Here is a 19,756-nt window from a genome sequence, read left to right on the forward strand (position 1 = left end):
ATGGCGGGACGAAACTGGTCTGACCTGGCGCCCCGGCTGATCTCGGGTCTGGTGATGGTGGCTCTGGGGCTGGCGCTGATCTGGGCGGGCGGCCTTTGGTGGCGCCTGGGCATCACGCTGATCTGCGGCGGCATGGTCTGGGAATTGCTTCGCCTGATCGCGCCGGACCGGCCGGCGGTGGCCTGGCAACTGGCGGCGGTGGCGGCGGGCTGTCTGCTGATCGCCACGCTGGTGCCGCCCAGTTTCGCGCTGCCGCTTCTGTTGGCGCCGTCGATGGCGGGGCTGTCGCTGGTCCCGCACAAGCGCACGATGTTCCTGACCTTCACCGCGATGATCCTGCTGGCGGGGTTTGGCATGATCCAGCTGCGCAACGACATGGGCCTGGTCTGGATGGCCTGGCTGGTGGCCGTGGTCGTGGTGACCGATATCGCGGGTTATTTCGCCGGGCGCCTGATCGGCGGGCCCAAATTCTGGCCGCGCGTCAGCCCCAAGAAGACCTGGTCGGGTACCGTCGCGGGATGGGTCGGGGCGGCGCTGACCGGGCTTCTGTTCGGGGCGCTGACCGGCAGCGGTGTCTGGCTGGTGGGGATTTCCGTCGGCCTGTCCATGGCCGCGCAGATGGGCGACATGGCCGAAAGCGCCACGAAACGCCGCATCGGGGTCAAGGACAGTTCCACCCTGATCCCCGGCCATGGCGGCTTGCTGGACCGGTTTGACGGGATGCTGGGCGCCTCGCTGCTGCTGCTGGTGGCGCGGCCGCTGGGTGCGTTGCCGGTGGCGGCGACGCTGCCGGGGCTGGGCGGCTGATGCGCCGGATCTCCATTCTGGGGGCGACCGGGTCTATCGGGCAAAGCACCATCGACCTGATCGCCCGCGATCCCGGCGCCTATGCGGTGGTCGCGCTGACCGGCGGGGCCAATATCACGCAGCTTGCGGCGGATGCGCGGCGGCTGGGCGCGCAAGTGGCCGTCACCGCCCGCGACGATCTGCTGGAGGATCTGCGCGCCGCGCTGGCCGGTAGCGGCGTCGCCGTGGCCGCCGGGCGCGCCGCCCTGCTCGAAGCGGCCGCACGGCCCGCCGACTGGGTGATGTCCTGCATCGTGGGCGCCGCCGGGCTGGAACCGGGGCTGGCCGCCCTGCAACAGGGCAATGTGCTGGCGCTGGCCAACAAGGAAACGCTGGTCTGCGCCGGCCCGCTGATCATGGCGGAGGCCCGCGCGCGCGGGGCCACGATCCTGCCGGTGGACAGCGAACATTCGGCGATCTTCCAGGCTTTGCTGGGCGAGGACATTTCCAGCGTGGAGTCGGTGACGCTGACCGCCTCGGGCGGGGCGTTCCGCGACTGGCCGCTGGCCGACCTGGCCCGCGCCACGCCCGAACAGGCGGCGACCCATCCCAATTGGGACATGGGCCAACGCATCACCATCGACAGCGCCTCGATGTTCAACAAGGCGCTTGAGATGATCGAGGCGCGGGAGCTGTTCGGCCTGCCGCCCGACAGGATCGACGCGGTGATCCATCCCGAAAGCCTGGTGCATGCGCTGGTCACCCATGTCGATGGCGGCACCATTGCGCATCTGGGCGCGCCGGACATGCGCCATGCTATCGGCTATGCGCTGAACTGGCCGGACCGCGCGCCGTTGCCGGTGCCGCGGCTGGATCTCGCCGCGGCCGGGGCGCTGACCTTTCGCGCGCCGGATCTGGCGCGGTTTCCCGCGCTGCGCATCGCGCGCGCGGTGATGGCGCGGGGCGGGCTGGCCGGCGCGGTGATGAACGCGGCCAAGGAGACGGCGCTGGACGCATTCCTGGCGCGCCGGATCGGATTCACGGCGATGGCCGACACGGTCTCACGCGTTCTTGACGTGGCAGAGGCCGAATCGGGCCTTATTGATGCCCCGTTTTCGCTGGATAACGTGTTAAGGGCTGACCGGTTCGCACGAAAAACGGCCCGGGACGATGTTGCGTCCGCAAGCCGAGACAATACAGGTAGGTAAACATGGAATTCTTGCCCCAGTTCGGTGGCGTCCTCTGGACACTTCTGGCGTTCGTCGTCGCCTTGTCGATCATCGTCGCGATCCACGAATTCGGGCATTACATCATCGGACGCTGGTCCGGTATCCATGCGGAGGTCTTCTCTCTCGGGTTCGGACCGGTGCTGTTCAGCCGCCGTGACCGGCGCGGCACGCTCTGGCAGGTCGCGGCGCTGCCGTTCGGGGGCTACGTGAAATTTCTGGGCGACAGCGATGCCGCCTCTGCCGGGACGGATGGCGAGGCGATCGCCCGGATGTCCGCGCAGGAACGGCGCCGCACCATGCATGGCGCCCCGCTCTGGGCGCGCGCGGCGACGGTTGCGGCCGGCCCGGTATTCAACTTTGTCCTGTCGATCCTGATTTTCGGCGCCATCTTCCAGCTGCGCGGCGAAGTCGCGGACCCGCTGACCGTAGGCGATCTGCGCCCGCTGCCCGCCGCCGAACAGGTGGTGACCCTGGAAGAGGGCGACGCCATCCGTGCCATCGCCGGGGTTCCGCTGCCGGAAGGGGAGGGCGCGCAGAGCCCCGCCGCCTTCCCGGAGGCGCTGCCGATCCGCGCCACGCTGCCCTATGACGTGCTGCGCGACGGGCAGGCGGTGTCGGTCACCGGGCCCTATCCCTTCCCGCCGCTGATCACCCAGCTGGCGCCAAAATCCGCCGCCTATTCCATCGGCCTGAAACAGGGCGACGTGATTACGGCAGTGGATGGCGCGCCGATCATCGCCTTCAGCCAGCTGAAGACCCGGGTGGAGGCCTCCAACGGCGCGCCGTTGCTGTTGGATGTCTGGCGCCCCGCCACGGCGGAGACGCTGGAATTCGCCCTGACCCCGCGCCGCGTCGACGAGCCGGACCCCGAAGGCGGGTTCCGCACCGAATGGCGCATCGGCATCGCCGGGGGCATGGCGTTCGAGTTGGCGACCGAACGCGCCGGCCTGTTGACCAGCCTGGGAGAGGGGGTCGCCCAGACCGGGCGCATCGTGTCCTCTTCCATCTCGGGGCTGTATCACATGGTCGCCGGCAAGATTTCCTCCTGCAACATGACCGGGCCGATCGGCATCGCCCAGACTTCGGGCGCGATGGCCAGCCAGGGGGCGACCAGTTTCATCTGGTTTGTCGCGGCGCTGTCCACGGCGGTGGGACTGCTGAACCTGTTTCCGGTGCCGGTGCTGGATGGCGGCCATCTGGTGTTTCATGCCTACGAGGCCGTGCGCGGCCGCCCGCCTTCGGACCGGGCGCTGCGGGTGCTGATGGGGATTGGCCTGGCGCTGATCCTGTCGCTGATGGTGTTTGCGCTGACCAACGATATCTTCTGCCCCTGATCCGGGCGCGGCGCGGCGCCGAAGCGCGGGGCAGCCTTGCGCGGCGGTCCCGTGGAACGTGGCACGAGCGCCACGTTTTCGCCCAAGTCCGGCCCTCAAACCCGCGCATTCGGCTGCCACCTTACGATCCACCCACGTTTATTCCGACGTGGGAGAGGAGAAAGGCCGTGAATATGAAACTTTTTCTTGATGGTTATCGTGGCATGGCGCTGCTGGTCGAAATGACCCTCGATCGTTTTCTGATGGGCGGAGTGCTTGCCTTGGGACTGTCGGCTGGGGCGGTCCTTCTGCAACTGGTCTGACCGGACCTGCGGCGGCCCCGCTGCCAGGGGCGCGGAAATCTGTGGATAAATCACCACATCAGGCAGAGCCATGCGCGCAACCCACAAGGGATTGCGCGCATTGCCATTTTGACAAGCCGTGGCATTCCAGATACTCACCCATGAAAGGGATGTCTGACAGGGTCTGGAACATGACAAGAGAACACGGAACCGGGGCTGCCACCCGCACCCGCCGCGCACGTCTGATGAGCGGCGTTGCCGTCGCAGTTTTTTCATCTGTTTTCCTGTCCTTGGCCAGCGACGCCTCGGCGCAGAGCTACAGGTTCAACAATGTGCGCGTCGAAGGAAACCAGCGGATCGAGGCCGGGACCGTCGCGTCCTACGCCGGAATCGGGCAGGGGCAGACAGTATCGGCGGGCGATCTGAACGCCGCATATCAGCGCATTCAGAACTCCGGCCTTTTCGAAACGGTGGATATCGTGCCCCAGGGCGGCACGCTGGTGATCAAGGTCACCGAGTTCCCGACCGTCAATCGCATCAATTTCGAAGGCAACCGCCGCATCGATGACGAGGCGCTGTCGGGCCTGATCAACACCAAGCAGCGGCTGGTGCTGAACCCCTCCGAAGTGGAGGCCGATGCCGCCCTGATCTCCGAGGCCTATGCCGAACAGGGCCGCGTGTCCGCCCGTGTGACGCCGCGTGTGATCCGCCGTTCCGACAATCGCGTCGACCTGGTGTTCGAGATTTTCGAAGGCGGCAATACGGAGGTCGAGCGGATCTCCTTTGTCGGCAACACCGTCTATTCGGACCGGCGCCTGCGGCGCGTGCTGGAATCGAAACAGGCGGGCCTGCTGCGCGTGCTGTTCAAGCGCGACACCTTTGTCGAGGGCCGGGTGGAATTCGACAAGCAGGTGCTACAGGATTTCTACTTCTCCCGCGGCTATGTCGATTTCCGCACCACCGGCGTCAACGCCGAGCTGGCGCAGGAGCGGGACGGCTATTTCGTCACCTTCAACATCCAGGAAGGTCAGCAGTTCGATTTCGGCCGGATCACCATGACCAGCGATTATGACGGCGCCGATCCTGCGGAATTCCAGGAGGTGCTGAAGATCCGTGAGGGCGTGACCTATTCGCCCGCGCTGGTCGAGAACGAAATCGCCCGGCTGGAACGGCTGGCCCTGCGCAAGGGGCTGGATTTCCTGCGGGTGGAGCCGCGCATTACCCGCAACGAGCGCGACCTGACGCTGGATGTGGAATTCGTCCTGACCCGTGGCCCCCGCGTCTTTGTCGAGCGGATCGATATCGAGGGCAACACCACCACCATGGATCGCGTGATCCGGCGCCAGTTCGACAGTGTCGAGGGCGATCCCTTCAACCCCCGTGCCATCCGCGAGGCCGCGGAACGCATCCGGGCGCTTGGCTTCTTCGCCAATGCGGAGGTGAACGCGCGCGAAGGGTCCCGGTCCGATCAGGTGGTTGTGGATGTCGACGTCGAGGAAACCACGACCGGGTCGCTGTCCTTTGGCGGCACCTATTCGACGACCAGTGGTTTCGGCCTGGCCGCGACCTTCAAGGAAGAGAACTTCCTGGGCCGGGGTCAGCGGTTCTCCTTCTCCTTCTCGGGGGCGGATTCGAACCAGGTCTATGGCATCACCTTTGCCGAACCGGCCTTCCTCGGGCGGGACGTGGCCTACAACTTTGCCCTGGGCTACCGAGAAACCGAAAGCGATTACGCCAATTACGACACCACGATCATCAATTTCCAGAACGGGTTCACCTTCCCGCTGGCGGAACGCTCGACGCTGTCGCTGACCTACGGGCTGGAAAGCACGGATATCTCCATCCCCTCCGGCAGCTCTACCGGGGCTCTGATCACGGCGGAGGCGGCGCAGGGCGATCTGATCACGTCCTACCTGGGCTATCAGTACAGCTACGACAGCCGGATCTCGGGGCTGAACCCGAATGCGGGCGTGCTGCTGCAATTCGGTCAGGATTTCGCCGGGTTGGGGGGGGATGTGAAATACATCCGCACTTCGGCCAAGGCGATCGCCCAGACGAAGATCCTGAACGAGGAAGTCACCCTGCGCGCCACCTTGCAGGGCGGTGCGGTCAATTCGCTGGACGGATCCAACACCCGCGTCACCGACCGCTACCTGATCGGCAATTCGATCATGCGCGGGTTCGAGCCGGACGGGATCGGCCCGCGGGAAATCACCTCCTCTTCCGATGATGCGCTTGGCGGCAATTACTTCGCCGTTGCGCAATTCGAGGCGGAATTCCCCCTGGGCCTGCCCGAGGAATACGGGATCACTGGCGGTCTGTTCTACGATATCGGGTCAGTCTGGGGTCTGGATCAGACCAATTCCGACGTGATCTACGAAAATTCCGTGGTGCGCCAGGTGGTTGGCCTGTCGGTCTTCTGGTCGACGCCGATCGGGCCGCTGCGGTTCAACTGGTCGAAGGCGATCCAGAAGGAGGATTTCGACCAGGAGCAGACCTTTGACCTGACCATCCGCACGGATTTCTAGGTCGGGATCATGCGCCTCTGGCGATCTGTCACTCTTGCCCTGGGCCTGTTGTTCGCGGCGGGCCCGGCGGTGCTTGCGCAGCAGGACGCAGCGGTGCCGCGCAGCCCGGTGCTGGTCGTCGATACCGAACAGCTGTTCGGACGCTCCGGGCTGGGGGCGCAGATCGCCCGCCAGATCGAGGCGGAGGCCTCTGCACTGGCGGCGGAGAACCGCCGGATCGAGGCTGAGCTGGCCGAGGAAGAGAAGGCCCTGACCGCCCGGCGCGCTGAGATGCCAGCGGCGGAATTCCGGGAGCTGGCCGACCGCTTCGACGAAAAGGTCACCCGTATCCGCAACGAACAGCAGCAGAAGGCCCGGACCTTTGGCGCCGACAGCGACGCCGCGCGCCGCGAGTTCCTGGTCAGCGCCCAGCCGGCGCTGGAGGCGATCATGCGGGAGGCCGGCGCCGCTGTCGTGCTGGACCGGCGCACCACTTTCCTGAGTGTCGATTCCGTCGACATCACCGAGGAGGCCGTGCGCCGCATCGACGCCGCCGCCGGGCTGGAGACGCCGGCGGAGGGCGACCCGGAAGGCGGTCCCGCCACGCCGGGCACGCCCTCTGCCATTCCAGCGCCGCCGTTCAACGCGCCGGTCCTGCCCGGCACGGCAGAGCCGCCGCAGCCCGGACCCACGCCGCGCCCCACCCAGGACAACGCCCCGGACGGCGAGACGGGATCCGCCACCGAATGAGGCCCGCGCTTGCCCCGCCATGGGGGAGTTGCTAGGCAATCCAGATCTGCGCCCGCTTCGGTGCGCGCTCCGTGACCGCGCCCCCGTGGCAGAGACCAAGGACAGATGACATGACCGACGACCTCCTCAGCGCCGATATCGACCGCATCCAGCGCATCCTGCCGCATCGCTACCCTTTCTTGCTGGTCGACAAGGTGGTGGAAATCGACGGGATCAAATCCGCCAAGGGGATCAAGAACGTCACCATGAACGAGCCGCATTTCCAGGGCCATTTCCCCGGCAAGCCGATCATGCCCGGTGTCACCATCGTGGAGGCGATGGCCCAGACCTCGGCCGTGATGGTCGGCACCGCCATCGGCATGGAGGACCGCGACATGCTGGTCTATTTCATGGCGATCGAGAAGTGCAAGTTCCGCCGCATGGTCGTCCCCGGTGACGTGCTGGAAATGCAGGTGACGACGCTGCGCGGCAAGCCGGGCGGCAAGGTCTGGCGCTTTGGCGGCCGGGCTACCGTCGAGGGTGAGCTGGCCTGTGAATGCGAATTCACCGCGATGATGGACCTGCCCAAGGAGTGACGCCCATGACCGACGCCCATGATGCCGACGCGATTTCGCCCCGGGCGGAGATCCATTCCCACGCGCTGGTAGAGCCGGGGGCGCAGATCGCGGCGGGCGCCCGGATCGGCCCGTTCTGTCACATCGGCCCCAAGGCGGTGATCGGCCCGCGCGTCGAATTGATGAGCCATGTGGTGGTGCAGGGCGTCACCGAGATCGGGGAAGACACGCTGATCCATCCCTTCGCGGTGATCGGCGGCATTCCCCAGGATCTGAAATTCAAGGGCGAGGAAACCCGACTGGTCATCGGCGCCCGCAACCGGATCCGCGAACATGTCACCATGAATGCCGGCACCGACGGTGGCGGCGGGGTCACCCGCGTGGGGGACGATTGCCTGTTCATGGCCGGCTGCCACGTCGCCCATGATTGCCAGGTCGGCAACCATGTGGTGATCGTCAACAACTCGGCCCTGGCCGGGCATTGCGTGATCGAGGACGAGGTGATCGTAGGCGGGCTGTCGGGGGTGCATCAATTCGTGCGCATCGGGCGCGGCGCGATCATCGGCGCCGTCACCATGGTGACCAACGATGTCATCCCCCATGGGCTGGTCGCCGCGCCGCGCGGGGCGCTGGACGGGTTGAACCTGGTCGGGCTGAAACGGCGCGGTGTGGCGCGGGCGGACATCACGGCCCTGCGCGCGGCGTTCCAGATGCTGGCACAGGGGGAGGGCGCCTTTCAGGATCGCGCCCGCCGCCTGGGCGAGGAAACCGAAAGCGAATACGTCCGCGAGATCGTGACCTTCGTCACCGGAGCCAGCGACCGGTCGTTCCTGACGCCGGGCGGGAAGGCAGGCGGGACGTGACCGCCGATCCCGAAGCCGGTGTTGGGGGCGCGGGCGCGGGGCGGCTGGGCGTGATCGCGGGGGCGGGCGCCTTGCCCGCCGCGCTGGCCGCCGCCGATCCGCAGGCGCTGTGCATCGCCTTCGAGGGCGCCGATGTCGCCCTGCCGGAGGACCGCCTGTTCCGCCATCGTATCGAACGGCTGGGCGGCGTCTTTGACGCGCTCCGCGCCGGCGGCGTGACCCGCGTGGTGCTGGCCGGCGCCATGGCGCGCCCGGCGCTGGATCCCGCCGCGCTGGACCCGGTGATGCAGGCATTGGCACCGCGTCTGCTGGCGGCCATGCAGGGCGGCGACGACACGCTGCTGCGGCTGGTCGTCGCCGTATTCGAGGCCGAAGGCTTTGCCGTGCTAGGCGCGCATGAGCTGTTGCCTGAGCTGACCGCAGCCGCCGGCCACCTGGCCGGGCCGGTGGTCCTGGATCGCGCCCTTGCCGATGCCGCGCGCGGCGCCGCTATCCTTGACGCGCTGGCACCGGTGGATGTGGGCCAGGGTTGCGTGGTGGCGCAGGGGCTGTGCCTGGGGATCGAGACGTTGCAGGGCACCGACGCGCTGCTGGATTTCGTGGCGCGGACGCCGGCGCATCTGCGCGGAGAGGGCGGGGTTTTCTGCAAGCGGCCCAAGGCCGGGCAGGATCTGCGCGTCGACATGCCCGCCATCGGGCCCGACACGATTGCCGGCGCGCGGGCCGCCGGATTGGCGGGGATCTGCATCGCGGCGCGCGGCGTGGTGATCCTGAACCGGGCGGAAACGCTGGCGGCGGCACAGGCCGCCGGGATCAGCCTTTGGGCGCAATGACGGGAGGCCGGGGATGCGTGTCTTTCTGATCGCGGGCGAACCGTCCGGCGATGCTCTGGGCGCGGCGGTGATGGCCGGGCTGCAACAGCTGGCGCCGGGCGTGACCTTCACCGGGGTCGGCGGGCCGCGCATGATGGCCAAGGGCATGGACAGCCTGTTCCCGATGGATGAGCTGTCGGTGATGGGCATCGCCGAGGTGCTGCCGAAGTATTTTCACCTCAAGCGCCGCATCCGCGAATGCGCAGACGCGGTCCTGGCCGACCCGCCGGACCTGCTGCTGACCATCGACAGTCCGGATTTCTGTCTGCGCGTCGCCCGGCAGGTGAAAGCCGCGTCGGACATTCGCACCGTGCATTACGTCGCGCCGACTGTCTGGGCCTGGCGTCCGGGGCGCGCGGCGAAGATGGCGCAGGTCATCGACCATGTTCTGGCCCTGCTGCCGTTCGAACCGCCTTTGATGCAAGCCGCCGGAATGCAATGCGATTTCGTCGGTCATCCGGTGGTGGCCGATCCGGCGGCAAGCGAGGCCGAGGCCGCCGCCTTTCGCCTGGCGCACGGGCTGGGCGACGTGCCGCTGGTGCTGGTGCTGCCGGGGTCGCGCCGGGCGGAGGTGACGCGGCTGGCGCCGGTGCTGGGCGATGTCTGTGCCCGGCTGTTGCAGCATGTGCCTGCCGCCCGGTTCGTGCTGCCCGCCGCCGCGCCGGTGGCCGGGCTGGTTACGGAGCTGACGGCGAACTGGGTCCAACGTCCGCTGATCCTCGACCCGCGCGAGACCATCCCGGTGGCCTTCGCGGCGGAGAAACGCGCCGCCTTTCGCGCGGCTGATGTGGCGGTCGCGGCTTCTGGCACCGTCTCGCTGGAGCTGGCGGCCGCGGCCACGCCGATGGTCATCGCCTATGACATGAGCTGGCTGAGCCGGCAGATCATCCGCCGGATGCTGATCACCGACACCACGACGCTGGTCAACCTGGTCTCCGACACCCGCGCGGTGCCTGAATTCCTGGGCGAACGCTGCCGCGCCGAGCTGATCGCCCCCGCCGTGGCAGAAACGTTGCAGGCGCCCCAGGTTCAGGCCCAGGCGATGGATCTGACAATGGCGCGTCTGGGCCGCGACGGCGAGGCCCCCGGCCTGCGCGCCGCCCGCGCCATCCTGGACCGACTTCCGACAGGCTAGGAACCGGCCGCTGCTTGCGGATTTCGGCACCGTGCGTCGGACGGCCCATCGGGGCAACGTGGCGCGGGACGCCCGCGCATTGCCCCCCCCCCGCGCGCGGGGGCCTTAATGCCCGCGCCAGATCCAGCCGCCACCCAGGATGCGACTGCCGGTGCTTTCGTAGAACACGCAGGCCTGCCCCGGGGAAACGCCTTCCTCGGGGGTCAACAATTCCACCTCCGCCTCGGTGGCGGAGAGGGGGCGGATGATCGCCTCCCGCGGGGGGCGGGTAGAGCGGACCTTGACCAGGACGTGATGCTCCGCCCCGGCGTCAAAGGAGCCGTCGCCCAGCCAATTGATTTCCCGCACCGGGATGGTGCGCGTGGCCAGCAAGTCCTTGGGGCCGACGATGACCCGGCGGCTGTCCACGTCCAGCTTCACCACGTAAAGCGGCTCTGACAGGCCGCCGATGCCCAGGCCTCGGCGCTGACCGATGGTATAATGGATCACCCCGTCATGCCGGCCCAGCACGCGGCCGTCGGAATGCACGATCTCGCCCGGTTCGGCGGCGCCGGGGCGCAGCTTCTCGATGACGGAGGCATAATTGCCGTTGGGCACGAAACAGATGTCCTGGCTGTCGGGCTTGTCCGCCACGGCCAACCCGTATTTCGCCGCAAGGGCGCGGGTTTCATCCTTTGATTTCAAGTGCCCCAGGGGAAATCTCAGGTAATCCAACTGTTCCGCTGTGGTTGAAAACAGGAAATAGCTCTGATCGCGATTGGCATCCGCTGCGGAATGCAATTCCGCGCCAGTTTCGCCCATCTTGCGCTGGATATAATGGCCGGTGGCCATGCAATCTGCATCCAGATCCCGCGCGGTTTCCAGCAAGTCCTTGAATTTCACGCGTTCATTGCAGCGGATACAGGGCACGGGCGTGGCGCCGGCCAGATAACTGTCGGCGAATTCGTCAATCACGGCGTCCTTGAATATATTTTCATAATCCAGGACGTAATGGGGGAAACCCATCTCCTCGGCCACGCGGCGGGCGTCGTGGATATCCAGCCCGGCACAGCAGGCGCCCTTCTTGGCCAGGGCGGCGCCGTGGTCATAGAGCTGAAGCGTGACGCCGACGACGTCATAGCCTTCTTCGGCCAGCATCGCGGCCACGACAGAACTGTCGACCCCGCCCGACATGGCAACCACCACGCGCGTCTCCGAGGGTGGTTTGGCAAAACCGAGCGAATTCAAACCTTTGGTATCATCAAGCGCCATGGGGCCTCCGATCAGGGGAGATTGCGGCGTGGGAAAGGGGTCCAGATATAGGAAAATGCAATCTATTCTCAAGGGGCGGTTTCATCCCTCGTTAAATTCCTTGGCTCAGAAAGGCCGGGAAAGCGAGGTTTGGCCATGTATCTGAAGAAAGTGCCCGGTCCCAGGGCGATAAACCTGCCCGACGGCAGCATCCTTACGCGCGCGGATCTGCCGCCTGCGGAGACTCACCGGTGGGTAGCATCGCGCAAGGCTGCGGTGATCAAGGGGGTGCAGCACGGCCTCATCACCCGCGAAGAGGCGCTGGCCACCTATGGGCTGAGCGCGGAAGAATTCCTGGAATGGGTCCGCGCCGTCTCCAACCACGGGGAGGAGGCGTTGAAGGTCACCTCCCTGAAACGCTACCGCCATTCGTGAACAGTTGGACAACGGGGCGGGAATGGGTAACCTGCAATTAACCTTTTGGGGTCAGGTTGGTCTCTGACGAAAGGCGTAACGGAGAGAACGGTATGCGTATTTTGCTGGTAGAAGATGACCCGACGACGTCCAAAAGCATCGAGATGATGCTGTCCCATGCGAACCTTAATGTCTACACGACCGACTTGGGGGAGGAGGGGATCGATCTCGCAAAGCTCTATGATTACGATCTTATTCTTTTGGACCTTGGCCTTCCCGACATGAACGGGCACGAGGTTCTGCGCCAATTGCGCCTCGCCCGGATCGAAACGCCGATCCTGATTCTTTCCGGCTCTGACGATACCGAGAACAAGATCAGGGGGTTCGGTTTCGGCGCCGATGATTACCTGACCAAACCCTTTCACCGGGAAGAACTTGTCGCGCGCATTCACGCCATCATCCGCCGGTCCAAGGGGCATTCCCAATCGGTGATCCGCACCGGCCAGATCGAGGTCAACCTGGACGCCAAGACCGTCGATGTGGGCGGCCAACCCGTGCATCTGACCGGCAAGGAATACCAGATGATGGAATTGTTGAGCCTGCGAAAGGGCACGACCCTGACCAAGGAGATGTTCCTGAACCATCTTTACGGCGGAATGGACGAGCCGGAGTTGAAGATCATCGATGTCTTCATCTGCAAACTGCGCAAGAAGCTCAGCACCGCGACTGGCGGGCAGAACTTCATCGAAACGGTCTGGGGCCGGGGCTACGTGCTGCGCGATCCCCTGCCGATGCAGGTGGATGACCAGATGCTGGCCGTCGGCGTCATCGGTTGACGCGCGCCAAACCTTCCGCGCGGCTGACCGGGCTGTGACCGGCACTGGCCAAGGCAGCCTTGCCACAGGAGTCGTCTTTCAGCCTGGCAGGCCGGTTGGCGGGCAGGCCGGTTGGCGGGCAGGGGGCGTCACGGCAGCGGGACGAAGAACCGCCTGAGCGGCTTTCGCGGCTGGACGATGGCGGGTTGCGCGCCTATCACTTTTCCCGTCCGCCAGCCGGGCGGCAGGGAAAAGGGGGCGCCAGAATGTCGGGATCGCACAACAGCAGGGACCAGGGGCAGGCCGGGGCCCGGCCGGGGCCGGATATTGCGCAGACCGATCCCGCCGCCCTGACCGAGGATCAGGCCAGTGCCGAACTCGCCCGACTGGCTGACCTGCTCGCCCGCGCCAATGCCGCCTACCACCACGATGACGCGCCCGAGATCAGCGATGCGGATTATGACGCCTTGAAACGGCGCAACGCGGCGGTGGAGGCGCGGTTCCCCGCGTTGAAACGACCCGACAGCCCCAGTGACCAGATCGGCGCCGCGCCTGCGGAAGGGTTCGGCAAGGTGCGGCACGCGCAGCGCATGCTGTCGCTGTCCAACGCCTTCGAGGACAGCGATATCGTCGAGTTCGACGCCCGGATCCGCCGCTACCTGAACCTGGCACCGCTGGATCCGCTTCCCTTCACCGCGGAACCGAAGATCGACGGGCTCTCCCTGTCCCTGCTCTATGAGGGGGGGGAGCTGACCCGCGCTGCCACTCGTGGCGATGGCGAAACCGGGGAGAACGTCACCGCCAACGCCCGCACCATCGCCGATATCCCCCCCCGGCTGGAGGGCGCGCCCGACCGGCTGGAGGTCCGGGGGGAGGTCTACATGAGCCACGCGGATTTTGCCGCGCTCAACATCCGCCAGGCGGAGGCGGGGGCCAAGACATTCGCCAATCCGCGTAACGCCGCCGCCGGTTCCCTGCGCCAGCTGGATAGCGCGATCACCCGGTCCAGGCCCTTGAAATTCTTCGCTTATGCCTGGGGCGTGACCTCCGCTCCGCTGGCCGAAACCCAGATCGGTGCGATCGAACGCCTGGCCGCGTTCGGCTTTCAGGTCAATCCTCTGACCCGGCTGTGCGACGGCCCGGAGGAGATGCTGGACCAATACCGCCGGATCGAGGATCAGCGCGCCACCTTGGGCTATGACATCGACGGCGTCGTCTACAAGGTCAACCGCCTGGATCTGCAAGAGCGGCTCGGCTTTCGCGCCACCACCCCCCGCTGGGCGATCGCGCATAAATTCGCCGCCGAACTGGCCTGGACCCGGCTTGAGGCCATTGATATCCAGGTCGGCCGGACTGGCGCGCTCAGCCCCGTGGCGCGGTTGCACCCGGTCACGGTCGGCGGTGTCGTCGTCTCTAACGCGACGCTGCACAACGAGGATTACATCGCCGGGCGCGACAGCCGCGGAGAGGTCATTCGCGGCGGCAAGGATATCCGCGTCGGCGATTGGGCGCAGGTCTATCGCGCCGGTGACGTGATTCCCAAGATCGCCGATATCGACCTGTCGCGGCGCCCCGAGGAGGCGGTGCCCTTTTCCTTTCCCACGACTTGCCCGGAATGCGGATCGGACGCGGTGCGCGAGCCGGGTGACGCCATACGCCGTTGCGCCGGGGGCTTGATTTGCCCGGCTCAAGCTGTTGAAAAATTGAAACATTTCGTGTCGCGCGGCGCCTTCGATATCGAAGGGCTGGGCGCCCGGCAGGTCGAGCAATTCTACCGCGACGGCTGGATCGCTGAACCTGCCGACATCTTTACCCTGCAAACGCGCTATGGCAGCGGCATGCAACAGGTCAAGAACCGCGAAGGCTGGGGCGAGAAAAGCGCCGACAACCTCTTTGCCGCGATCGAGGAAAAGCGCGACATCCCTCTGCGCCGGCTGATCTTTGCCCTTGGCCTGCGCCACGTGGGGGAGGTCGTCTCCGCCGACCTTGCGCGGCACTACCGTTCCTGGGCTGCATTGTTGGAAGCCGTTGATCAGGCCGCCCCTGCCGCCCTGCGTCATCGCGCAGCCGACGCGGCGGAGGAGGCGGAGCGTGCAACGGCGCAGAGTGAGGGCCGCCGCGCCCGCATCAAACCGGTCCGTGACGCCATCTGGGCGGAGGCGCCTGACATTCCGCCCGCCGCGCGCGCCGCGTGGGAAGACCTGGTCGGAATCGATGGCATCGGCGCTACGGTGGCGGCCTCCCTCACGGCGAGTTTCGCGCAATCGTCCGAACGTGCCTCCATCGACGCCCTGGCGGCCCAATTGCGCATCGCGCAGGAGGCCGGGCCGCAGGACAGCGACAGCCCAGTTGCCGGGAAGACCGTTGTTTTCACGGGGAAGTTGGAGAAGATGACCCGGGATGAGGCCAAGGCGCGGGCGGAATCCCTGGGCGCCAAGGTCTCCGGCTCCGTCTCTGCGAAAACGGATATCCTTGTCGCCGGGCCGGGTGCGGGGGCCAAGGCCAAGAAGGCGGCGGATCTGGGGGTGACCACCATGGACGAAGACAGCTGGCTGGCCCTGATCGGTGCGGGACCGGCGGGGTGAGCACCCGGCCTGAGCCATTGTTCCCGCTGTTCGCGGGGCTCGAAACGCTGGACGGGATCGGCCCGAAATCGTCCAAGCTGTTGGAACAGATGGATATTCACTATCCTCGCGACCTGTTGTTCCAATTGCCCCACGCGGTGGTGGACCGGCGCCGCCGGGAGACGGTGCAAGGGCTGGAGCTGCCTGCCACCGCAACCGTGACTGTGGAGGTTCAGGCCCACCGGCCGCCGCGCGGACGGGGCGCCTACCGGGTGCTGGTGGAGGATGCAGCCCTCGGCTTTGATCTGGTATTCTTCCACGCCCGCGCACCGTATCTGGAACGCCTTCTGCCGCCGGGCGCGCGGCGGGTCGTGTCCGGCAAGGTGGAATTGTTCGACGGCCGCTTGCAGATGACCCATCCTGATCACGTCCTGCCCCCGGAGGAGGCCGGCGACCTGCCCGAATTCGAACCGGTCTATCCATTGACCGCCGGGCTGACGCAAAAAACCATGTTCAAGGCCGCGCAGTCCGCGCTGGCCCGCTGCCCGGATCTGCCGGAATGGGTGGATCCGGTGCAGAAATCAACCTCTGACTGGCCTCATTGGCGCGCCGCGCTTGCATCCGCGCATGACCCCGACAGCACTGCCGCGACGGCGCCGGGTGCGCCGGATCGGGAGCGTTTGGCCTATGACGAGCTGTTGGCCCATCAGCTGACCCTGGCCCTGGCGCGGCGCCGGGAGCGCAAGGCGCGGGGGCGGGCCAGCCGCGCCACGGGTCAGCGGCGTGACAGGGTCTTGGCGGCCTTGCCCTATCAGCCCACCGGGGCGCAAAACCGGGCGGTCGCGGAAATCGCCGCCGACATGGCCGCGCCGGACCGGATGTCGCGGCTGCTGCAAGGCGATGTCGGATCGGGCAAGACGCTGGTGGCTTTCCTCGCGTTGCTGATTGCGGTGGAGGCCGGGGGGCAAGGCGTGATGATGGCTCCGACGGAGATCCTCGCCCGGCAACATTTCGAAGGGTTGCAAGAACTTGCCACCAGTGCGGCGGTCCGCCTGGAGATCTTGACCGGCCGGGACAAGGGTGCGGACCGGGCACGCAAGCTGGCCGGTCTGGCCGCCGGAGAGATCGATATTCTGGTCGGCACGCATGCGGTGTTCCAGGCGGATGTCGTCTTTGCCGATCTGCGGCTGGCGGTGGTCGATGAACAACACCGGTTCGGCGTGCGCCAGCGGCTGGAACTGGGGAAAAAGGGCCGGCTGGCCGATATCCTGGTGATGACCGCCACGCCGATTCCGCGCAGCCTGTCGCTGGCGCAATATGGCGATATGGACCTGTCGGTGCTGGATGAAAAACCGCCCGGACGGAAACCGGTGAACACGGCCGTCACCTCCGCCGCGCGGATCGCGGAGGTGACCGCCCATCTGGACCGGGCAACGCGCGACGGGCAGCAGGCCTATTGGGTCTGTCCGCTGGTCGAGGAGAGCGACGTCAGCGAACTGACCTCAGCCGAGACGCGGTTCCGACATCTGCGCGGGGTGCTGGGGGAGGCGCGCGTGGGTCTGGTCCATGGCCAGATGCCGCCCCAGGAAAAAGACGCCGCGATGGCCCGTTTTGTCGCCGGGGAGACGGATGTTCTGGTGGCGACCACGGTGATCGAGGTCGGGGTGAACGTGCCCAATGCCTCCATCATGGTGATCGAGGGGGCGGACAGTTTCGGCCTGGCGCAATTGCACCAATTGCGGGGCCGCGTGGGGCGCGGCGCGGCGCAATCGACATGCCTTCTGATGTACCAGCCGCCGCTGAGCGAGACCGCAGAGCAGCGGCTGTCCTTGCTGCGGGAAACTGAGGACGGCTTCCGCTTGGCGGAGGCGGATCTGGCCATGCGCGGTGCCGGGGATCTGATCGGTACCGCGCAAAGCGGGTTGCCCCGGTTCCGCATTGCCGATCTGGAGCGTCACGGTGGGCTGATGCAGATCGCGCAACAGGACGCCCGCTTGCTGTTGGAACAGGATCCCTCCCTGGAGACACCCCGGGGGAAGGCGGCGCGGCTGCTGTTGTGGCTGATGGGCCAGGACGAAGCGATACGTTTGATATCAGTGGGTTAGCCGAAGAATATCCGGTTTGTTCGCAAATGTTCCCAAAAAGTTCTTTACATGACGTAAGCGGTATGAGAACAAAGAGGCAACACGAGACGGAACACAGGAAGGGCGAACAGATGCTGACACAAATCATCACCGTGGCGAGCCGGTCCCGCCGGACGTTGGTGCAGGATCTTCTGGGCGTTGTCGCCCTGATGGTACTGCTGCTTGCCTGTCTGTTTCTTCCCGGTTTCGGATGAGTTTCTGCCCGCGTTCCAGTGACTGGATCCCCCGCTGTCCCAGCGGCCCGGTCTTGCCTGATCCGGCTTTAGGGGTTGCCTCATGCCCCGTTCGGGGATCTGGAGTCCCGCATTGGAACGCTATTACTGACCGCCGCATCCTCCCCGGATGCGGCGGTTTTTTTCGTGAAAACTTGTCTGGAATGTTTCGAAGCCGACCGGGACGAATGGGTGCGATGCTCTGCCACCTGGCGCGCCGGCTGAACCGCTGGCGATACGGGTGTGCCCTGCGGCGCGGATTGTGGCCGATCTTTGGGATTGCGGGCGGGCAGTCCGCGCCGGGGCGCTCAGGCGCAGTCGGATCGGGCGGCGATATCCATTGCTTCCGACAGGGCGTCCAGAGACAGCAGAATGGAAGCGTGGCGGTTCTTGTACTCCTGCGCCGGGCGCAGAACTTCCAGCCCCCCGAACGGGGCGGGCGGGGTCGGGCCGTCGTCCTTCAGCATCGCCTTCAACGCGTCGCGGGCGGCGTGAATTTCGTCCCGGCTGGCGCCGATCACATGCGCGCCGACGACGCTGGCGGCTGCCTGGCCCAGGGCGCAGGCCTTCACGTCCTGCGCGTAATCCGATATCCGCCCGTCGGCGACCTGCACATCCACGGTCACGGTCGATCCGCACAGCGGCGCCCGGCGTTTCACGCTGGCGGCAGGGCTGTCCAGCCGGCCGGTGCGGGGAATATCCGCCGCAAGGGCCAGTATACGTTCGGAGTAAAGCTTGATGAGATCGCTATCGGCCAAACCGGATCCTTTCGGCACTGTCATTCGCTGGGTTATGCCTTAGATAGGCGCAAGCCGCCATGATGCAAAAGGTTATGCCCGATGTCCTTCGATCCTGCCACGCTGAAATACGACGCCAAGGGGCTGATCCCCGCCATCGCACAGGATGCGGAGAGTGGTGAGGTCCTCATGATGGCCTGGATGAACGCCGAATCCGTTGCCCGCACGCTGGAGACGGAGCGCGTGACCTATTGGTCCCGTTCGCGGCAGGCATTCTGGGTCAAGGGAGAAAGCTCGGGCCATGTGCAGAAATTGCGGGCGTTCCGGGTGGATTGCGACCGCGATTGCCTGCTGGTCCTGGTGGATCAGGAGGGGCCGGCCTGCCATACCAACCGTCGCAGCTGTTTCTACACCGAGGTGCAGGAGGGGGCGGAGGTCGAGCTGATGAAACCCATGGTCTGAGGCGCGCGACCCGCATCAGAGGCCGATCATGCGGCGCAGATCCGCCGGGCTTTGCCCACCCTCCCGGTAGAGAGCGATGGCACGGGCGTCGTCACGCTTCGCCAGCCGCTTGCCGGCTGCGTCGCGGATGAGGCGATGATGGTGATAGCGCGGGCGGGGCAGGTCCAGCAGGGCCTGCAACAGGACGTGGATTGCCGTGGCCTCGAACAGGTCGGCGCCGCGGGTGACCAGGGTGACGCCTTGGGCTGCGTCATCCACCACGACCGACAGGTGGTAGGAGGTGCCCATGTCGCGCCGCGCCAGTACCACATCGCCGATGGCGGTTGCCATGTGGTCGGTGCCGGGGGTGATCTGGCCGGCGTGATCGGGCCCTTCCTCGGCAAAGACAGGAGGGCCACGCAGCGCCAGGGCCCGGGCCATGTCCAGTCGCAGGGCGACGTCTTGCGGCATGGGGCCGGTGGGGGGCGTTGCCGGGCGGCAGGTGCCGGGATAGACAAGACCATCGGGGCCGTGTGGCGGCGGTGCCCCTTCCTGCGGGGCGCTGACAGCGGCGGCGATGTCGCGGCGGGCGCAGCGACAAGGGTAAAGCAGCCCGGCCTCCCACAACCGGTGCAGCGCTGCGTCATAGGCGGCCTGCCGGTCGGATTGGCGCATCACGGGTTCCGGCCAGGACAGGCCAAGCCACTGAAGATCATCGTAAATCTGTGCTTCCCAATGGGGGCGGGCGCGGGCGCGGTCGATATCCTCGATCCGCAGCAGGAAACGGCCGCCGGCGGTCTGGGCCAGATCTTGCGCCAGAAGCGCGGAATAGGCGTGGCCCAGGTGCAGCGGTCCGGTGGGAGACGGCGCGAAACGCGTGACTGTCAC

Annotated in this window: 19 protein-coding genes; 16 read left to right on the forward strand and 3 right to left on the reverse strand. The window is 66.4% G+C overall.

Annotated elements, in window-relative coordinates:
• The 10 genes from G5A46_RS12645 (at position 1) to lpxB (ending at position 10,311) form a co-directional block, all read left to right on the forward strand.
• Positions 1 to 807 (forward strand): phosphatidate cytidylyltransferase, encoded by an 807-nt coding sequence (locus G5A46_RS12645; protein ID WP_163849728.1) that lies wholly within the window; start codon positions 1 to 3, stop codon positions 805 to 807.
• The gene (gene dxr / locus G5A46_RS12650) at positions 807 to 1,994 is read left to right on the forward strand and encodes a 1-deoxy-D-xylulose-5-phosphate reductoisomerase (protein WP_163849729.1); all 1,188 of its coding nucleotides are present in this window, start codon (positions 807 to 809) and stop codon (positions 1,992 to 1,994) included. Before G5A46_RS12645 ends, dxr begins: the two co-directional genes overlap by 1 nt.
• A 2-nt stretch (positions 1,995 to 1,996) precedes the next feature.
• Positions 1,997 to 3,349, forward strand: a complete 1,353-nt coding sequence (rseP, locus tag G5A46_RS12655) for an RIP metalloprotease RseP (RefSeq protein WP_163849730.1) — start codon at positions 1,997 to 1,999, stop codon at positions 3,347 to 3,349.
• Positions 3,350 to 3,516: 167 nt separating this feature from the next.
• Complete coding sequence (locus tag G5A46_RS19860) at positions 3,517 to 3,651, forward strand: hypothetical protein (protein ID WP_275585257.1); 135 nt, start codon at positions 3,517 to 3,519, stop codon at positions 3,649 to 3,651.
• A 170-nt stretch (positions 3,652 to 3,821) separates the two neighbouring features.
• Positions 3,822 to 6,158 (forward strand): outer membrane protein assembly factor BamA, encoded by a 2,337-nt coding sequence (bamA, locus tag G5A46_RS12660; protein WP_163849731.1) that lies wholly within the window; start codon positions 3,822 to 3,824, stop codon positions 6,156 to 6,158.
• Positions 6,159 to 6,167: 9 nt separating this feature from the next.
• Positions 6,168 to 6,887 carry an OmpH/Skp family outer membrane protein gene (locus G5A46_RS12665; protein WP_163849732.1) on the forward strand — a complete coding sequence of 240 codons (720 nt, stop codon included), beginning with the start codon at positions 6,168 to 6,170 and terminating at the stop codon, positions 6,885 to 6,887.
• A gap of 110 nt (positions 6,888 to 6,997) precedes the next feature.
• On the forward strand, positions 6,998 to 7,462 hold the full coding sequence (fabZ, locus tag G5A46_RS12670; RefSeq protein WP_163849733.1) for a 3-hydroxyacyl-ACP dehydratase FabZ: 465 nt from the start codon (positions 6,998 to 7,000) through the stop codon (positions 7,460 to 7,462).
• A gap of 5 nt (positions 7,463 to 7,467) precedes the next feature.
• Entirely contained in the window at positions 7,468 to 8,304 is an 837-nt protein-coding gene (gene lpxA / locus G5A46_RS12675; protein ID WP_163849734.1) for an acyl-ACP--UDP-N-acetylglucosamine O-acyltransferase, read from the forward strand.
• Positions 8,301 to 9,137: a UDP-2,3-diacylglucosamine diphosphatase LpxI domain-containing protein gene (gene lpxI, locus G5A46_RS12680; protein WP_163849735.1), complete on the forward strand. Its 837-nt coding sequence runs from the start codon at positions 8,301 to 8,303 to the stop codon at positions 9,135 to 9,137. The genes lpxA and lpxI overlap by 4 nt, the downstream gene beginning before the upstream one ends.
• Before the next feature lie 13 nt (positions 9,138 to 9,150).
• Positions 9,151 to 10,311, forward strand: coding sequence for a lipid-A-disaccharide synthase (gene lpxB, locus G5A46_RS12685; RefSeq protein ID WP_163849736.1), 1,161 nt, complete (start codon positions 9,151 to 9,153; stop codon positions 10,309 to 10,311).
• 105 nt (positions 10,312 to 10,416) lie between these two features.
• On the opposite strand, the gene mnmA is transcribed toward lpxB, so the two are convergent.
• Complete coding sequence (gene mnmA / locus G5A46_RS12690) at positions 10,417 to 11,562, reverse strand: tRNA 2-thiouridine(34) synthase MnmA (RefSeq protein ID WP_163849737.1); 1,146 nt, start codon at positions 11,560 to 11,562, stop codon at positions 10,417 to 10,419.
• Positions 11,563 to 11,697: 135 nt separating this feature from the next.
• Here mnmA and sciP point away from each other — a divergent pair, with 135 nt between their 5' ends.
• The 5 genes from sciP to G5A46_RS19865 all read left to right on the forward strand — a co-directional run bounded on the left by sciP (position 11,698) and on the right by G5A46_RS19865 (position 17,672).
• A complete protein-coding gene (gene sciP, locus G5A46_RS12695) occupies positions 11,698 to 11,976 on the forward strand; it encodes a CtrA inhibitor SciP (RefSeq protein ID WP_163849738.1) in 279 nt (92 codons plus the stop codon).
• Between the two features lie 92 nt (positions 11,977 to 12,068).
• Positions 12,069 to 12,791 carry a response regulator transcription factor CtrA gene (ctrA, locus tag G5A46_RS12700; RefSeq protein WP_163849739.1) on the forward strand — a complete coding sequence of 241 codons (723 nt, stop codon included), beginning with the start codon at positions 12,069 to 12,071 and terminating at the stop codon, positions 12,789 to 12,791.
• A 245-nt stretch (positions 12,792 to 13,036) separates the two neighbouring features.
• Complete coding sequence (ligA, locus tag G5A46_RS12705; RefSeq protein WP_163849740.1) at positions 13,037 to 15,355, forward strand: NAD-dependent DNA ligase LigA; 2,319 nt, start codon at positions 13,037 to 13,039, stop codon at positions 15,353 to 15,355.
• Complete coding sequence (gene recG / locus G5A46_RS12710; RefSeq protein ID WP_163849741.1) at positions 15,352 to 17,439, forward strand: ATP-dependent DNA helicase RecG; 2,088 nt, start codon at positions 15,352 to 15,354, stop codon at positions 17,437 to 17,439. Before ligA ends, recG begins: the two co-directional genes overlap by 4 nt.
• A 110-nt stretch (positions 17,440 to 17,549) precedes the next feature.
• A complete protein-coding gene (locus G5A46_RS19865; RefSeq protein ID WP_275585258.1) occupies positions 17,550 to 17,672 on the forward strand; it encodes a hypothetical protein in 123 nt (40 codons plus the stop codon).
• 326 nt (positions 17,673 to 17,998) lie between these two features.
• On the opposite strand, the gene G5A46_RS12715 is transcribed toward G5A46_RS19865, so the two are convergent.
• Positions 17,999 to 18,472 carry an iron-sulfur cluster assembly scaffold protein gene (locus tag G5A46_RS12715; protein WP_163849742.1) on the reverse strand — a complete coding sequence of 158 codons (474 nt, stop codon included), beginning with the start codon at positions 18,470 to 18,472 and terminating at the stop codon, positions 17,999 to 18,001.
• A gap of 57 nt (positions 18,473 to 18,529) precedes the next feature.
• On the opposite strand from G5A46_RS12715, the gene hisI reads away from it, so the two are divergent.
• Positions 18,530 to 18,889, forward strand: a complete 360-nt coding sequence (gene hisI, locus G5A46_RS12720; RefSeq protein ID WP_163849743.1) for a phosphoribosyl-AMP cyclohydrolase — start codon at positions 18,530 to 18,532, stop codon at positions 18,887 to 18,889.
• Positions 18,890 to 18,904: 15 nt separating this feature from the next.
• Here hisI and gluQRS read toward each other — a convergent pair whose 3' ends face one another.
• On the reverse strand, positions 18,905 to 19,756 hold the full coding sequence (gene gluQRS, locus G5A46_RS12725; protein ID WP_163849744.1) for a tRNA glutamyl-Q(34) synthetase GluQRS: 852 nt from the start codon (positions 19,754 to 19,756) through the stop codon (positions 18,905 to 18,907).

It is taken from the genome of Pseudooceanicola aestuarii (assembly GCF_010614805.1).
GTDB lineage: Bacteria > Pseudomonadota > Alphaproteobacteria > Rhodobacterales > Rhodobacteraceae > Pseudooceanicola > Pseudooceanicola aestuarii.

Bases quoted from the DNA above. Each gene is read 5' to 3' on its own strand.
- G5A46_RS12645 (WP_163849728.1), top strand. From the start codon at position 1: ATGGCGGGACGAAACTGGTCTGACCTGGCGCCCCGGCTGATCTCGGGT.
- dxr (WP_163849729.1), top strand. From the start codon at position 807: ATGCGCCGGATCTCCATTCTGGGGGCGACCGGGTCTATCGGGCAAAGC.
- rseP (WP_163849730.1), top strand. From the start codon at position 1,997: ATGGAATTCTTGCCCCAGTTCGGTGGCGTCCTCTGGACACTTCTGGCG.
- bamA (WP_163849731.1), top strand. From the start codon at position 3,822: ATGACAAGAGAACACGGAACCGGGGCTGCCACCCGCACCCGCCGCGCA.
- G5A46_RS12665 (WP_163849732.1), top strand. From the start codon at position 6,168: ATGCGCCTCTGGCGATCTGTCACTCTTGCCCTGGGCCTGTTGTTCGCG.
- fabZ (WP_163849733.1), top strand. From the start codon at position 6,998: ATGACCGACGACCTCCTCAGCGCCGATATCGACCGCATCCAGCGCATC.
- lpxA (WP_163849734.1), top strand. From the start codon at position 7,468: ATGACCGACGCCCATGATGCCGACGCGATTTCGCCCCGGGCGGAGATC.
- lpxB (WP_163849736.1), top strand. From the start codon at position 9,151: ATGCGTGTCTTTCTGATCGCGGGCGAACCGTCCGGCGATGCTCTGGGC.
- mnmA (WP_163849737.1), bottom strand. From the start codon at position 11,562: ATGGCGCTTGATGATACCAAAGGTTTGAATTCGCTCGGTTTTGCCAAA.
- sciP (WP_163849738.1), top strand. From the start codon at position 11,698: ATGTATCTGAAGAAAGTGCCCGGTCCCAGGGCGATAAACCTGCCCGAC.
- ctrA (WP_163849739.1), top strand. From the start codon at position 12,069: ATGCGTATTTTGCTGGTAGAAGATGACCCGACGACGTCCAAAAGCATC.
- ligA (WP_163849740.1), top strand. From the start codon at position 13,037: ATGTCGGGATCGCACAACAGCAGGGACCAGGGGCAGGCCGGGGCCCGG.
- G5A46_RS19865 (WP_275585258.1), top strand. From the start codon at position 17,550: ATGCTGACACAAATCATCACCGTGGCGAGCCGGTCCCGCCGGACGTTG.
- G5A46_RS12715 (WP_163849742.1), bottom strand. From the start codon at position 18,472: ATGACAGTGCCGAAAGGATCCGGTTTGGCCGATAGCGATCTCATCAAG.
- hisI (WP_163849743.1), top strand. From the start codon at position 18,530: ATGTCCTTCGATCCTGCCACGCTGAAATACGACGCCAAGGGGCTGATC.